Below are 14,889 nucleotides of genomic sequence, written 5' to 3'. Positions count from 1 at the left end.
TGAGAAATTATGAGCAAGCGTGATTACTATGAGGTACTTGGGTTAAGTAAGAACGCGTCAAAAGATGAGATTAAAAAAGCTTATCGTAAATTATCAAAACAATACCATCCTGATATAAATAAAGAAGCAGATGCTGCTGATAAATTTAAGGAAATTAAAGAAGCTTATGAAACATTAAGTGATGACCAAAAGAAAGCCCACTATGATCAATTTGGTCATACAGATCCAAATCAAGGCTTTGGTGGCGGTGCTGGCTTTGGTGGAGATGGTTTTGGCTTTGAAGATATATTCAGCTCAATCTTTGGCGGTGGAACAAGACGACGTGACCCAAATGCACCACGACAAGGTGCAGATTTACAATATACGATGACTCTCAATTTTGAAGAGGCTGTATTTGGTAAAGAAACGACTATTGAAATACCAAAGGAAGAAACATGTGAGACATGTCATGGATCAGGTGCTCAAAAAGGCACAAAACCTGAAACCTGTTCACATTGTGGCGGAAGTGGTCAATTAAATGTTGAACAAAATACTCCTTTTGGACGAATCGTAAATCGACGAGTTTGTCATCACTGTGAAGGTACAGGCAAAATCATTAAGCATAAATGTGGAACATGTCGTGGAACCGGTAAAGTGAAAAAACGCAAAAAAATCCAAGTGAAAATACCTGCTGGTGTTGACGATGGACAACAATTGCGTGTATCTGGACAAGGTGAACCAGGTGTAAATGGTGGACCTCCAGGTGATTTATATGTCGTCTTCCATGTAAAAGAGCATGAGTTCTTTGAAAGAGATGGTGACGATATTTACTGTGAAATGCCATTAACGTTTGCACAGGCCGCATTAGGTGATGAAATTGAAGTTCCAACATTACATGGGAAAGTTAAATTAAAAGTGCCTGCTGGAACACAAACTGGAAAGAAATTCCGCTTATCAGGGAAAGGTGTTCCGAATGTTCGGGGATATGGACAGGGTGATCAATACGTCATTTTACGAGTATTAACACCTACAAACCTAACTGAGAAACAAAAGGATTTATTGCGTGAATTTGCTGAAATAAGCGGATCAAAGCCTGATGAACATGAAGAAAGCTTTTTCGATAAAGTAAAGCGAGCTTTTAAAGGTGAATAAGAATATTATTAGATAAAGATTGGAGAGTTGGTAGATATGAAGTGGTCAGAATTTAGTATCCATACAACACAAGAAGCGGTTGAACCCATTTCAAATATTTTACATGAGGCAGGAGCTAGTGGTGTCGTAATAGAGGATATTGCTGATTTATTCAAAGAGCGAAGTACAGAACTCGGTGAAATCTACCAACTAAATCCAACTGATTACCCAGAAGAAGGGGTAATTATCAAAGCTTACTTACCTGTAAACAGCTTCTTAGGAGAGACGGTTGAAGCGATTAAAGATTCCATCAATAACTTGTTAATATATGATATTGATTTAGGTCGAAATCATGTAACCATTAGCGAGGTAAATGAAGAGGAATGGGCAACTGCTTGGAAAAAATATTACCACCCAGTGAAGATATCAGAAAAATTCACAATCGTTCCGACGTGGGAGATCTATGAACCGGTTAGTTCAGACGAACTTATTATCGAGCTTGATCCAGGAATGGCATTTGGCACGGGGACACATCCGACAACAGTACTATGTATTCAAGCATTAGAGGATACAGTTAAAAAAGGTGATAAAGTCATTGATGTTGGAACAGGTTCTGGTGTACTAAGTATTGCAGCTGGATTACTTGGTGCTAAACAGGTAGTAGCACTTGATTTAGACCAGGTTGCTGTTGAAAGTGCACGTTTAAATTGTAAGTTAAACAAAGTACAAAATGTAGTAACTGTTTCACAAAATAATTTGTTAGATGGTATCGAGGGACCTGTTGATTTAATCGTTTCTAATATTCTTGCCGAAATTATTGTTAGGTTTATTGATAAAGCCTATGAAACACTAAAAGTAAACGGAACATTTATCACTTCTGGTATTATTCAAAATAAAAAGCAAGAAGTAAAAGATGCGTTGCTTAAAGCTGGTTTTATTATCGAGGAAACAATGGTCATGGAAGATTGGGTAGCGTTTATTGCAAAGAAAAAATAGATTTTTCTATTTAAGGTGAATGTCATGCAAAGATATTTTATAAATAATAATAAATCAGAATTAACCTCTAATATTCAAATAACTGGTGATGACGTACATCATATTTCACGTGTCCTTCGCATGACACAGGGGAATAAAATTGTATGTTGTACAAAAGATGGATATGAAGCTCTATGTGAAATTGCTGAAATTACCAGTGATCAAGTGAACTGTTTTATATTAGAATGGATGACAGTTAATCGTGAATTACCTGTTTCTATTTCCATTGCGAGCGGGTTGCCTAAAGGGGATAAGCTTGAATGGATTATACAAAAGGGTACCGAATTAGGTGCTTCTTCCTTTATCCCTTTTAATGCTGCCCGTTCTATTGTGAAAATTGAAGATAAAAAGGTTCAAAAAAAGCTTGAACGTTGGCAAAAGATAGCGAAGGAAGCGTCAGAACAATCATATCGCAATAAGGTGCCAGATGTTTCTGAACCTTTGCAATTTAATCGTTTATTAGAGATTTCTAACAACTACGATGTAAAAATCGTTGCATACGAAGAAACAGCTAAACAAGGTGAAAGTAAAAATCTTGCTAAATCACTTTCTGCTTTAGAAGAAGGTGGATCATTAATCGCTGTATTTGGTCCTGAAGGTGGATTAACGGAAAAGGAAGTAGCAAGTCTTGAAGAGATAGGTTTTGTAACCTGTAGCTTTGGACCTAGAATTTTAAGAACTGAAACAGCCCCTTTATATTTATTATCAGCTGTTTCTTATTATTTCGAACTATCGAGGTGAGAACATGCCTACTGTTGCATTTCATACTTTAGGTTGTAAAGTAAATCATTATGAAACAGAAGCTATATGGCAATTGTTTAAAGAAGCAGGCTATGAAAGAACTGATTTTGAACGAATTGCTGATGTATATGTAATTAATACTTGTACTGTTACGAATACAGGCGATAAGAAAAGTCGTCAAGTTATCCGTAGAGCGATCCGGAAAAACCCAGATGGTGTTATTTGTGTAACGGGTTGTTATGCTCAAACATCTCCTGCAGAAATTATGGCAATTCCAGGAGTTGACATAGTTGTTGGTACTCAAGACCGTGTGAAAATGTTGGAATATATTGAGCAATATAAACAGGAACGCCAACCAATTAATGGTGTGCGAAATATTATGAAAACAAGAGTATACGAAGAGCTTGATGTTCCGGCTTTCACAGACCGTACAAGAGCTTCGTTAAAAATCCAAGAGGGTTGTAACAATTTCTGTACGTTTTGCATAATCCCTTGGGCTCGTGGTTTAATGCGTTCAAGAGATCCGAAGGAAGTTGTATCACAAGCAAAACAATTAGTACAAGCCGGTTATAAAGAAATTGTATTGACAGGAATCCATACTGGTGGATATGGTGAGGATTTAAAGGATTATAACTTGGCAATGCTTTTACGTGACTTAGAGGAGCAAGTGGATGGCTTAAAACGGATACGTATTTCTTCAATTGAAGCTAGCCAAATTTCTGATGAGGTCATTGAAGTATTAAAGAATTCTAAAAAAGTAGTTAGACACCTTCATATTCCAATTCAATCAGGATCTGATACGGTATTAAAACGTATGCGCAGAAAATATACAATGGAATTTTTTGCAGAAAGAATTGAACGCCTAAAAGAGGCATTGCCTGGATTAGCAATTACTTCTGATGTTATTGTAGGCTTTCCTGGTGAGACTGAAGAGGAATTTATGGAAACGTACAATTTTATTCAAAAACATAAATTTTCTGAGCTACACGTTTTCCCATATTCAAAACGTACGGGTACTCCTGCAGCAAGAATGGATGATCAGGTCGACGAAGAAATAAAAAATGATCGTGTACATCGACTCATTCAATTATCAGACCAGCTAGCTAAAGAATATGCTTCAAAATTTGAAGATGAAGTGTTGGAAGTTATTCCAGAGGAACGTTTTAAAGAGGAAGAAAATGATGATTTATTTGTAGGGTATACAGATAATTATTTAAAAGTTGTTTTCCAAGCGACTGAGGAAATGATTGGGAAAATTGTGAAAGTGAAAATTTCAAAAGCTGGATATCCATATAATGAAGGACAATTTGTTAGAGTTGTAGAAGATTCATTTGATACATTATCTCAAGTTCGTTTATCTTCATAAGTGTAAATAAAGGATTGGTGATATTAATCATCAATCCTTTATTTATGTGGAGTATCTTGGATTTCGAATCCATTAATGATAAGATGTTAGAAGTCAGACATCTTATTTAATGAAAGGAGATATACATATGGTAAATATAGCAAATATGATTGATCACACTGCACTAAAAGCTGATACAACTGCCGCTACAATTAAGCAACTTTGTGAGGAAGCAAAAGAATATCAATTTGCATCTGTCTGTGTTAACCCAACTTGGGTAAAGAAAGCTGCTGAATTACTTCAAGGGAGTGACGTAAAGGTTTGTACGGTAATTGGTTTCCCATTAGGAGCATCTACTACTGAAACAAAGGCTTTTGAAACAAAGGATGCGATTGAAAAGGGTGCAACAGAAGTTGATATGGTTATTAATATCGGCGCTCTAAAGGATAAAAATGATGACTTAGTGGAACGTGATATTAAAGCTGTTGTTGATGCAGCAAGAGGAAAAGCATTAACAAAGGTAATTATCGAAACAAGCTTGTTATCAGAGGAAGAAAAAATACGTGCTTGTCAACTTGCAGTAAAGGCAGGCGCAGATTTTGTAAAAACATCTACAGGATTTTCTACCGGTGGTGCGACAACAGAAGATATTAGTCTTATGCGCAAAACCGTCGGAGAAGGAATTGGTGTAAAAGCTTCTGGAGGAGTTAGAGATACGGCTGGTGCCGAAGCAATGATTAAAGCAGGGGCTACTAGAATTGGTGCTAGTTCAGGGGTATCGATTGTAAAAGGTGAAACATCAAATTCAGATTATTAATAAGGTAAATAAAGCAAAAAAATATCGATACAAACAGTTGAATACGGGCAAAAGAATAAATTATATAAAATAAACAACATTTAACACGGATCTTTTTACTATATGAGTTGACCTTAATAATTCGTTATATTATAATTGCAAAGTACATGTTATCTTTTAAGACATGTTTTATTTAAAGATGTCGATTGGTTGTATTCGGAGGGAGGGAAAGAGAATGTCAAAAACGGTCGTTCGTAAAAACGAGTCGCTTGAAGATGCTCTTCGTCGTTTCAAACGTACTGTATCTAAAAGTGGTACAATACAAGAAGCAAGAAAGCGCGAATTCTATGAAAAGCCTAGCGTAAAGCGTAAGAAAAAGTCTGAAGCAGCTAGAAAGCGCAAATTCTAAAAGAGGGTGTACTTATGAGTCTTCTTGAGCAATTGAATCAAGATATGAAACAAGCGATGAAAAATAAAGAAAAAGACAAATTAATTGTCATTCGAATGGTCAAGGCTGCGTTGCAAAATGAAGCAATAAAACTTGGCAAAAATGAATTGTCGGAAGAAGATGAATTGACAGTTCTTTCTCGCGAATTAAAACAACGTAAAGACTCCCTCCAGGAATTTAAAAATGCTGATCGTTTGGACTTGGTTGAAAAAACACAAGCGGAAATCGATATTTTAGTCGATTATATGCCTGAACAGCTTTCTGAAGAAGAAGTATCGGAAATTGTTAAACAAACAATTGTAGAAGTAAATGCTACTTCTAAAGCAGATATGGGGAAAGTTATGGGAGCACTTATGCCCAAGGTGAAGGGAAAAGCAGACGGAAGTCTTGTTAATAAACTTGTGTTAAAACAGCTATCATAAAATAATAAAACACCTTGCTATGCAAGGTGTTTTTTATTTTGTAATTCAACGAAACTTCACAAAGTATTCTTTTAAAAAAAAACATGAAACTATCCTTATTTATAAACGTATTACATATTACATAAGTCAAAGGAGAAAGGAGGGAGAAACTACTTGAGAAAACCCTTTTATCAATTTTTATTTACTTTTGCAATTATTCTTGCTCTTTTCAATAGTTCACAATCTATCATAAAGGCTGATACTGAAAATGAAGTATTTGTCATTAAATTAGAGGGTACTGTAGAAAAAGGATTGTCACAGTATATTAAAAAAGCAATTTCTGAAGCAAAATCAAATAATGTAAGCCAGATTGTATTAGAAATAGATACATTAGGCGGAGAGGTTGAAGCAGCATTAGAAATAGCAGATTCACTCCGCGCTAGTGATATACCAATAACTGCATTTATTAATAAAAGGGCTATCTCAGCGGGGGCATATATTGCCTTAAATGCAGATGACATTTATATGGCTCCTGGAAGTAAGATCGGTTCTGCTGCGATTATTACTGGCGATGGAAATGCTGCAGATGATAAATCACAATCATTATGGTTAGCCGAGATGAAGGAAGCTGCGGAACATAATGGGAGAGACCCTAAGTTTGCATTAGCAATGGTAGATAAGGAAATTGATCTACCTGAATATGGTGCAGCAAAAGGGGATTTGCTTACACTAGAAACTAAACAAGCTAAAGATGTTGGTTATTCTGAAGGAACGGTCGAAAATATCCATGAACTTTTGGAGCAAAAAAAATTATTAACTGATGCAATTACTTATGCAGATGAGGGTTTAGCTGTTAAGATCGCTCGATTTTTAACTAACCCTGTAGTTGTACCGATATTATTATCGATCGGAAGCTTAGGGTTAGTTGCAGAACTATATTCTCCAGGGTTTGGATTACCAGGGCTCACAGGTTTAACTTCTTTGCTGTTATTTTTTTATGGTCATTATGTAGCAGGATTAGCTGGGATGGAGGCAATTGTCTTTTTTGTATTAGGGATTGCTTTTATCGTTGCAGAATTATTTGTTCCTGGTGGTATACTAGGTGTATTAGGATTTGCAAGTATTGTTGCAAGCCTTTATATTGCTTCTGGAAATGTTATGAATATGACTATCTCATTATTGATTGCATTTGTAATTGCAATCGTAGCATCTATTTTATTAGTAAAGGTGTTTGGAAAGCGTATGAAACTGTTTAATAAATTTATCTTGCGTGACTCTACAAATACTAAAAGTGGCTATGTCTCAAATAAGTCAAGAAATGATTTAATTGGTAAAGAAGGTACTGCATTGACGATATTAAGACCGTCTGGTACAGCTCTCATTATAGATGAACGAGTAGATGTTGTATCAGAAGGGACATATATTGAAAAAGGGCAAAAGATCAAGGTAGTGAAAGTTGAAGGCTCACGTATCGTTGTAAGAGAAATTTAACAATGGATGAAAACGAAAAACAAGTTGGAGGTTCAAAATGGAAGCATCGTTAATTTTACCAATAGGATTAATTATCCTCGGAATTATTGTATTAAGTGTATTTTTTACATTTGTACCAATTGCACTTTGGATTTCTGCATTAGCAGCTGGTGTGAAAATTAGTATTTTCACATTAATTGGAATGAGGCTTCGAAGAGTTATTCCAAGTAGGGTTGTAAATCCCCTTATCAAAGCACATAAAGCTGGCTTAAATGTAACGACAAATCAATTAGAGAGTCATTACTTAGCAGGGGGGAACGTTGATCGCGTCGTAAATGCGCTTATTGCTGCAGAACGTGCGAATATTGAGTTAACCTTTGAACGTTGTGCTGCAATCGATCTTGCTGGACGTGATGTATTAGAGGCTGTACAAATGAGTGTAAATCCAAAAGTAATTGAAACACCTTTTATCGCTGGTGTTGCAATGGATGGTATTGAAGTGAAGGCGAAAGCTAGAATTACTGTAAGAGCAAATATTGAACGCTTAGTCGGGGGAGCCGGAGAAGAAACAATTATTGCTCGTGTCGGTGAAGGGATTGTTTCAACGATAGGTTCGCAAACGGATCATAAAAAAGTTCTGGAAAATCCAGATATGATTTCGCAAACTGTTTTAGGTAAAGGGTTAGATTCAGGAACAGCCTTCGAAATTCTGTCCATTGATATTGCTGATGTAGACATCGGTAAAAACATTGGGGCTGAGCTTCAAACTGAGCAAGCTGAAGCGGATAAAAAGATTGCTCAAGCTAAAGCGGAAGAACGAAGAGCAATGGCTGTTGCACAAGAGCAAGAAATGTTAGCGCGAGTACAGGAAATGAAAGCAAAGGTAGTTGAAGCAGAAGCGAAAGTACCTTTAGCAATGGCTGAGGCGTTACGTTCAGGAAATATAGGTGTTATGGATTATATGAATTTTAAAAATATATCTGCTGACACTGATATGAGAGATTCTATCGGAAAAACTAATCAAGACCATAATGATAATAATGAGTATTAAAAAGTAAAGCTTAGTAATGTAACTAAATCTTAAGGTTGTTTACAGGTAAAGAAAAACTGGCTGTTAATTGCTAGTAAACACTTATAGACCGAAAAAAACGTGTTAAATGATGATGGAAGTACCGAATGACATGGACAATGTATTTTCGGCTCAAAATCCTTCATAAAAAGGAGGGATCTCGTATGGATTTGTTTGAGATTTTTACAAATCCTTTAGTTTGGGCAATAATAGTAGGTTTGATTACGAAGCTATTTTTTTCAAAAGATGAAGATTCTAACAAGAAAAAGGAACAGACGAACAATAAACCGAAGCAAAAACTACCAAAGCCAGTTATGACAACCGTTGAACGCCATAAAGAAAAAAGAGAAAAACACAAAACGAGACAAACTGTACAGCAGGCATATGAGAAAATGCAAAAAGCAGAAGTTGGGAACTATCAAAAAAACATAGATGCTAAGCAAAAAATTCGGGGAAAATCATATAAGCAAGTGAAGCAAAATCCCTCCCCAGTTAGAGATAATCGATTAATAGTAGACCGCAGGAATGCAATACAAGGTGTAATCTGGAGTGAAATATTAGGGCCACCAAGGTCAAAAAACCCACATTATACAAGAAATAAACGACATTCTTAACTTCTCATCATAAATCATGTTATAAGACTCTACTTTCTCTCATACATATGAGATGAAAGGGGGTCTTTTTTTTGGCGAAAAAATGGCGACAACAGCTAACAAAATGGATAACAAATACAATTGACCTTCCTCCCGACGTCATGATGGATCTTCCTAGAATTACGATGGTAGGACAGCTTCATATATACATAGAAAATCATCGCGGACTCCTTGCTTTTACCGATACAGAGCTTCGACTTTTATTAAAACAAGGACAATTATTAATTAAAGGTGAGGCTTTTGTCATAAAAACAATTTTACCGGAAGAAATTCTTCTAGAAGGAAAAATAAGTCAAGTGCAATTTTTAAATGAATAAAGATATATCGTCAGAAATAAAAATGCACAGATTCGTCTGCTGTGTTTCCCAAAAAATGCACAGCAGATCTATTTACATATAAAACAGTTAAGATAGGGGGAGAAGGATGAGAAATCAATGGACGAGTTATTTATACGGTATAATTAAAGTTAGTATTAGTGGGAGGGGAACAGAGCGGTTCTTAAATGAATGTGTACGGGAAAAAATTGTTGTTTGGAAAGTGAAAAGAACGAGCAAGGAAACAATGAGCTTTTTTGTTAGCCTTAAAGATGTACATGCCTTAAGAAAGGTTGTAAGAAATCATGACTGTTCATGTAAATTTGAGCGGCGAATCGGAATGCCATTTTTTGTAAAAAGGACATATCGTAATAGTGGCTTTGTAATAGGATTACTTGCTTTTTTACTTGTTATTTTCGCTTTATCAAATATGATTTGGGGGATAAAAATTGAAGGCGCAACTCCTGAGACGGAACATTTAATCAAAAAAGAACTTTCTCGAATTGGAGTAAAAACTGGTAAATTTCAATTTTTCGTTGATAATCCAGATGAAATTCAAAAATCCTTAACAGATAATATTAATCAAATTACATGGGTTGGGGTAGAACTTACTGGAACCACATACCATTTAAAGGTTGTAGAAAAGAATCAACCAGAAGAAACAGAAAAGGTAAGTCCGAGACATATAATTGCTGAAAAGGAAGCAACTATTGCTAAAATGTTTGTTGAACAAGGACAGCCAATGACAACTTTACATGAGCATGTGAAAAAAGGGCAAATATTAGTATCTGGATTGATAGGGAAAGAGGATGAACAGCAGCAAGTTGCTGCTAAAGCAGAAATTTTCGGGGAAACCTGGTACAAATCAACAATTACAATTCCATTAAAGACATCGTTTCAAGTTTTTACTGGTGAAAATAAAGTTAAACATCGTATTAAGGTGGGGTCACTCAACATCCCTGTTTGGGGTTTTGGTAAACCGGAATATGGAGAGTATGAAGTTGAAGATGATGTTAGATATTTAAAGTTTTTAAATTTTACTTTGCCAATAGCTTATTCAAAAGATATTTATCGCGAAAAGGAAGAAGTATCTAGAGATTATTCTGTAGAACAAGCTAAAGAGGCTGCATTAGATCGCGGCAAAAAGGATATTGAAAAAAATTTAGATGAAAAAGAACAAGTAATTGGAGAAAAAATTTTGCACGAGACTACAGAGAATGGTAAAGTTAAATTAACCGTTCTTTACCAAGTGTTAGAAAATATCGTAAAAACTACACCAATTGTTCAGGGAGATTAAAGAATGCCAGAAGAATTAGTGACATTAAACCAGCAGTTAGAAAATCCAAATGAAGCAGTTGCTCTATTTGGTAATCATGATGTTCATCTTAAACGAATTGAAAATGAACTAAATGTCTCCATCGTTACGCGTGGTGAAGCAGTATTTGTTTCCGGAGAGTCGGAAAATGTTAATTTGGTCGATGAATTACTAAAATCGCTACTGCTTATTATTCGTAGAGGAATAAATATTAGTGAGAGAGATGTTCTTTACGCAATCACTATGGCGAAAGAACAGCAGTTAGAACAGTTTGAACAATTATATGTACAGGAAATTTCAAAAACTGCTAAAGGGAAATCAATAAGAGTTAAAACTCTAGGACAGCGCCATTATATTGCTGCAATTCAGAAAAACGATTTAGTTTTTGGAATTGGTCCAGCTGGAACTGGTAAGACTTATTTAGCAGTTGTAATGGCTGTTAATGCATTAAAAAATGGGAGTATTAAAAGAATTATTTTAACTCGTCCTGCTGTAGAAGCAGGGGAGAGTCTTGGTTTCTTACCAGGGGATTTAAAGGAAAAGGTAGATCCTTATTTAAGACCCCTCTATGACGCCTTGCATGATGTTTTAGGTATGGAACATACTCAAAGGTTAATCGAGCGGGGAACAATTGAAATTGCCCCCTTAGCTTATATGCGTGGGAGAACATTGGACGATGCATTTGTCATTCTAGATGAAGCGCAAAATACAACACCAGCTCAAATGAAAATGTTTTTAACAAGATTAGGATTTGGATCTAAAATGGTGATAACAGGCGATATTACTCAAGTAGATTTACCAAAGGGAGTAAATTCTGGCTTAGCAGTAGCAGAAAATACCCTTTCAAATGTTCAAGGAATATCGTTTATAACTTTAGAGCAATCAGATGTAGTTCGACACCCACTCGTTGCAAAAATAATTGCTGCATATGAAAATTCAAATGAAAGCAAGTGACCCGAACCGATAATTCGGGTCACTTTTCTGTTATTCTTTTAAAACACGAGATAATGTCACCCATAAAAAAGGGGTTAAAAAGTCATGATTTTAATTGTAAAATGATTTTAAGAGTTGAACAATGACTGATAAAAGAAAATAATGGACAAGAAACGACTATTGAATGATGATAATATGGAGCTTTATTTGTAGATAAGGTGGTGTCTTTCCTTGAAAAAAGAGAAGAAAAAGAAAAATAATAAAAAACCAAATGTATTAGAGAAGTTTAAAAATCATAAATTTTTACATGCTATGATATATGTCGTACTTGCAATTATCATTTATGCTGCATTGTTTAGCAATGTAAAACCTGAAACTCTTGATATTGAACCTTTTACACCTTCAAAAGAAACAATTTATGCACCAACGACTGTTGTTGATAAAGAAGAAACAGAAAGGAAAAAGAAGGAGGCATATGACTCTGTTGAGGATCAATATGTTCTAGATAAGAATATTTCTGAAGATCAAGTAAATCTTATCTCATCGATTTTTGATGCAATAATCGAGGTAAGAAAAGAAGGCGCCAACACTGAAACCTCTGATAAAGAGGAAACCATTCTTACTCCAGAAGAAAAAGTTAACCGCCTAGTAAACGAAAAATTAACGGATACCATAAATGAAAAAATTCCTAAAGAAACGTTCTTGCCATTGATGAGTGCGTCAGATGAGGATGTAACACTAGCTAAGAATGCTGTTGTTACTGCAGTAAATAATGCTATGAGCAAGGAAATACCTATCGTCCAGTTAACTGAAGCAAAGAATCAGGTGGAGGAGGAATTAAAGTCCTACTCTTTAAAAAAGGATGTCCTCCAATCTTCAATAACCCTTGCAAGATTTGCTATAGCCCAGAATTACTTCCTAGATTTGGATGCTACTAATCAGAAAAGGCAACAGGCATCAGAAGAAGTTAAGGAAGTACAAATTAAACAAGGTCAAATCATTGTAGATGAGGGTGAACTTATTAGTCGGGAAGTATACCGTAAATTAGGCTTGGTTGGCTTACTAGATGACCAGATATCTTACAAACCTTTCATAGGATTAGGTATTCTCGTTTTACTAATAATAACGGGTATCATTTACTTTTTTGAAAAAAAGGATAATAAAATTAAAAATAATTCCTTACTTCTATATTGTTTTATTTTTACAATTACCCTTTTATTAATGAAAATTTTAAGCTTATTTCAGAAAATCGATTATAACCATATCGGTTATATAGTACCTGTTGCAATGGGCGCTATGCTTGTAAAGCTACTGCTTAATGAGAGAATAGCCTTTTTAACCTCAATGATTTTTGCAATTTGTGGCAGTATCATTTTTAATGAAGGAGTTACAGGGAGCTTTAATTTTTCAGTAGGTGTTTATTACTTATTTGCTTGCCTAGTAGGTATATTATTTTTAGGTGACCACAATCTCCGTTCAAAAATCTTACAAGCTGGTTTATTTGTTTCAATTATGAATTGTTTAGTTCTTCTTGCGATATTGCTAATCCGTAATGGAAGCTATACAAATGTTGAAATTGGAACTTACTTTATTATGGCATGTGTTTCTGGGTTAGTGGCATCTGTGTTAACAATAGGCTTTATGCCATTTTTCGAAACCGGATTTGGTATATTATCAACAATGAAATTAATTGAGCTGTCGAATCCGAATCATCCATTATTAAGGAAGATTTTAACGGAAACACCTGGAACGTATCACCATAGTGTAATGGTTGCAAATTTAAGTGAATCTGCTTGTGAAGCAATAGGGGCAGATGGGTTATTAGCGAGAGTTGGTGCTTATTATCACGATATCGGTAAGACAAAGCGGCCACAGTATTTTATTGAAAACCAAATGAATATTGAAAATCCACATAATAAGCTGTCACCACAGTTAAGTAAAAATATTATTATTGCACATGTAACAGATGGTGTGGACATGCTAAAAAAACATAAAATGCCTAAGGAATTTATTGATATTGCAGAACAGCATCACGGTACTTCCCTGTTAAAATATTTTTATCATCAGGCAAAACAAACAAATGATTCAATCTATGAGGAAGAATTTCGATATCCAGGTCCAAAACCACAAACGAAGGAAATCGCCATCATCTCAATTGCTGATAGTGTTGAAGCAGCTGTTCGATCAATGTCAAATCCAACTCCGGATAAAATTGAAAAATTAGTCCGTTCGATTATTGCCGATCGACTACAGGATCATCAGCTGGATGAATGTGATTTAACGTTAAAAGAATTAGATATTATTGCGAAGTCATTTTGTGAATCACTTAAAGGGATATTTCATTCAAGAATTGAATACCCCGAATTAACGAAAAAGCAGAAGGTGAAACAATCATGAGATTAATCATCGATTTAATTGATGAAACAAACGAATTAGTCGAAGAACAACTTAAAACAATAGAGGATTTATTACAATATGCTGCTGACATGGAAGAGGTTGCCCAAGATGCTGAAATTTCAGTCACGTTTGTAACGAATGAGCGTATACAAGAAGTAAACCGTGAATATCGAGATAAGGATCAGCCTACCGATGTTATTTCATTTGCTCTTGAAGAAATGGGAGAGGGAGAAATTGAAATCATTGGTATAGAGCAACCACCAGTATTGGGGGATATTATTATTTCTATCCAACGAGCAAAAGAACAGGCTGAAGAATATGGACATACCTTTTTAAGAGAACTTGGCTTCCTAGCAGTTCATGGATTTTTACATTTATTAGGTTATGATCATATGACAGAGGAAGACGAGAAAGTAATGTTTACTAAACAAAAGGAAATTTTAAATAGTTATGGACTTAAAAGAACCTCGGAACTCTGAATGGAAGCGTTTTTACAAAAGCTTTTGGTTTGCTTCGACCGGTATCGTGCAGACATTTAAAACAGAGCGCAATTTTCAAATACATGTTGTTGTATCAATTTTGATGCTTATTATCGGTTTACTGCTGTCATTTACAAAACTTGAGTGGGTTATTTTACTATTTTTAATCGGTGGGATGCTCTCACTTGAGTTAATCAATACAGCTTTAGAGCATGTCGTGGATTTGGTTACAAAAGAAAAAAGACCCCTTGCAAAGGCTGCAAAGGATGCAGCAGCTGGTGCGGTTTTGGTGTATGCAATACTTTCGGTTATAATAGGATTAATTATTGTTTATGGACATTTACCTATTTGAATGAAATCCAGTTTTATTGTGGTGGATTTCG

At 35.3% G+C, this 14,889-nt stretch carries 16 protein-coding genes; all 16 read left to right on the top strand.

Features of this window, described 5'->3' with window-relative positions; all coding sequences use genetic code 11:
- The first annotated feature begins 9 nt into the window (after window positions 1–9).
- The 16 genes from dnaJ to HU235_RS01620 all read left to right on the top strand — a co-directional run bounded on the left by dnaJ (window position 10) and on the right by HU235_RS01620 (window position 14,858).
- Entirely contained in the window at window positions 10–1,131 is a 1,122-nt protein-coding gene (dnaJ, locus tag HU235_RS01695; RefSeq protein ID WP_095302538.1) for a molecular chaperone DnaJ, read from the top strand.
- 36 nt (window positions 1,132–1,167) lie between these two features.
- A complete protein-coding gene (prmA, locus tag HU235_RS01690) occupies window positions 1,168–2,106 on the top strand; it encodes a 50S ribosomal protein L11 methyltransferase (protein ID WP_095302537.1) in 939 nt (312 codons plus the stop codon).
- 24 nt (window positions 2,107–2,130) lie between these two features.
- Window positions 2,131–2,886, top strand: a complete 756-nt coding sequence (locus HU235_RS01685) for a 16S rRNA (uracil(1498)-N(3))-methyltransferase (protein WP_095302536.1) — start codon at window positions 2,131–2,133, stop codon at window positions 2,884–2,886.
- 4 nt (window positions 2,887–2,890) lie between these two features.
- Window positions 2,891–4,252, top strand: coding sequence for a tRNA (N(6)-L-threonylcarbamoyladenosine(37)-C(2))-methylthiotransferase MtaB (gene mtaB / locus HU235_RS01680; protein ID WP_095302535.1), 1,362 nt, complete (start codon window positions 2,891–2,893; stop codon window positions 4,250–4,252).
- Window positions 4,253–4,379: 127 nt separating this feature from the next.
- A complete protein-coding gene (deoC, locus tag HU235_RS01675; RefSeq protein ID WP_145581470.1) occupies window positions 4,380–5,048 on the top strand; it encodes a deoxyribose-phosphate aldolase in 669 nt (222 codons plus the stop codon).
- Window positions 5,049–5,262: 214 nt separating this feature from the next.
- Entirely contained in the window at window positions 5,263–5,436 is a 174-nt protein-coding gene (gene rpsU / locus HU235_RS01670) for a 30S ribosomal protein S21 (protein WP_015595024.1), read from the top strand.
- Window positions 5,437–5,450: 14 nt separating this feature from the next.
- On the top strand, window positions 5,451–5,897 hold the full coding sequence (locus HU235_RS01665; RefSeq protein WP_095302533.1) for a GatB/YqeY domain-containing protein: 447 nt from the start codon (window positions 5,451–5,453) through the stop codon (window positions 5,895–5,897).
- A 153-nt stretch (window positions 5,898–6,050) separates the two neighbouring features.
- Window positions 6,051–7,367 carry an NfeD family protein gene (locus HU235_RS01660; protein ID WP_174879189.1) on the top strand — a complete coding sequence of 439 codons (1,317 nt, stop codon included), beginning with the start codon at window positions 6,051–6,053 and terminating at the stop codon, window positions 7,365–7,367.
- Between the two features lie 37 nt (window positions 7,368–7,404).
- Entirely contained in the window at window positions 7,405–8,397 is a 993-nt protein-coding gene (gene floA, locus HU235_RS01655; protein ID WP_095302494.1) for a flotillin-like protein FloA, read from the top strand.
- Between the two features lie 182 nt (window positions 8,398–8,579).
- Window positions 8,580–9,029, top strand: coding sequence for a hypothetical protein (locus HU235_RS01650; protein ID WP_174879188.1), 450 nt, complete (start codon window positions 8,580–8,582; stop codon window positions 9,027–9,029).
- A gap of 71 nt (window positions 9,030–9,100) precedes the next feature.
- Entirely contained in the window at window positions 9,101–9,385 is a 285-nt protein-coding gene (gene yqfC / locus HU235_RS01645; protein ID WP_095302492.1) for a sporulation protein YqfC, read from the top strand.
- Between the two features lie 106 nt (window positions 9,386–9,491).
- On the top strand, window positions 9,492–10,679 hold the full coding sequence (gene yqfD, locus HU235_RS01640) for a sporulation protein YqfD (protein WP_174879187.1): 1,188 nt from the start codon (window positions 9,492–9,494) through the stop codon (window positions 10,677–10,679).
- 3 nt (window positions 10,680–10,682) lie between these two features.
- Window positions 10,683–11,651, top strand: coding sequence for a PhoH family protein (locus tag HU235_RS01635; RefSeq protein ID WP_174879186.1), 969 nt, complete (start codon window positions 10,683–10,685; stop codon window positions 11,649–11,651).
- Window positions 11,652–11,942: 291 nt separating this feature from the next.
- A complete protein-coding gene (locus HU235_RS01630; protein ID WP_095302498.1) occupies window positions 11,943–14,027 on the top strand; it encodes an HD family phosphohydrolase in 2,085 nt (694 codons plus the stop codon).
- Window positions 14,024–14,506 (top strand): rRNA maturation RNase YbeY, encoded by a 483-nt coding sequence (gene ybeY, locus HU235_RS01625; protein WP_095302489.1) that lies wholly within the window; start codon window positions 14,024–14,026, stop codon window positions 14,504–14,506. Before HU235_RS01630 ends, ybeY begins: the two co-directional genes overlap by 4 nt.
- The gene (locus HU235_RS01620) at window positions 14,478–14,858 is read left to right on the top strand and encodes a diacylglycerol kinase family protein (protein WP_095302488.1); all 381 of its coding nucleotides are present in this window, start codon (window positions 14,478–14,480) and stop codon (window positions 14,856–14,858) included. The genes ybeY and HU235_RS01620 overlap by 29 nt, the downstream gene beginning before the upstream one ends.
- The last annotated feature ends 31 nt before the right edge of the window (window positions 14,859–14,889 follow it).

This window comes from Metabacillus niabensis, from assembly GCF_902829255.1.
GTDB classification, from domain to species: Bacteria; Bacillota; Bacilli; order Bacillales; family Bacillaceae; genus Metabacillus; species Metabacillus niabensis.
Note: the sequence above shows the minus strand (reverse complement) of the source record. Positions and strands in the feature narration are given on the sequence as shown.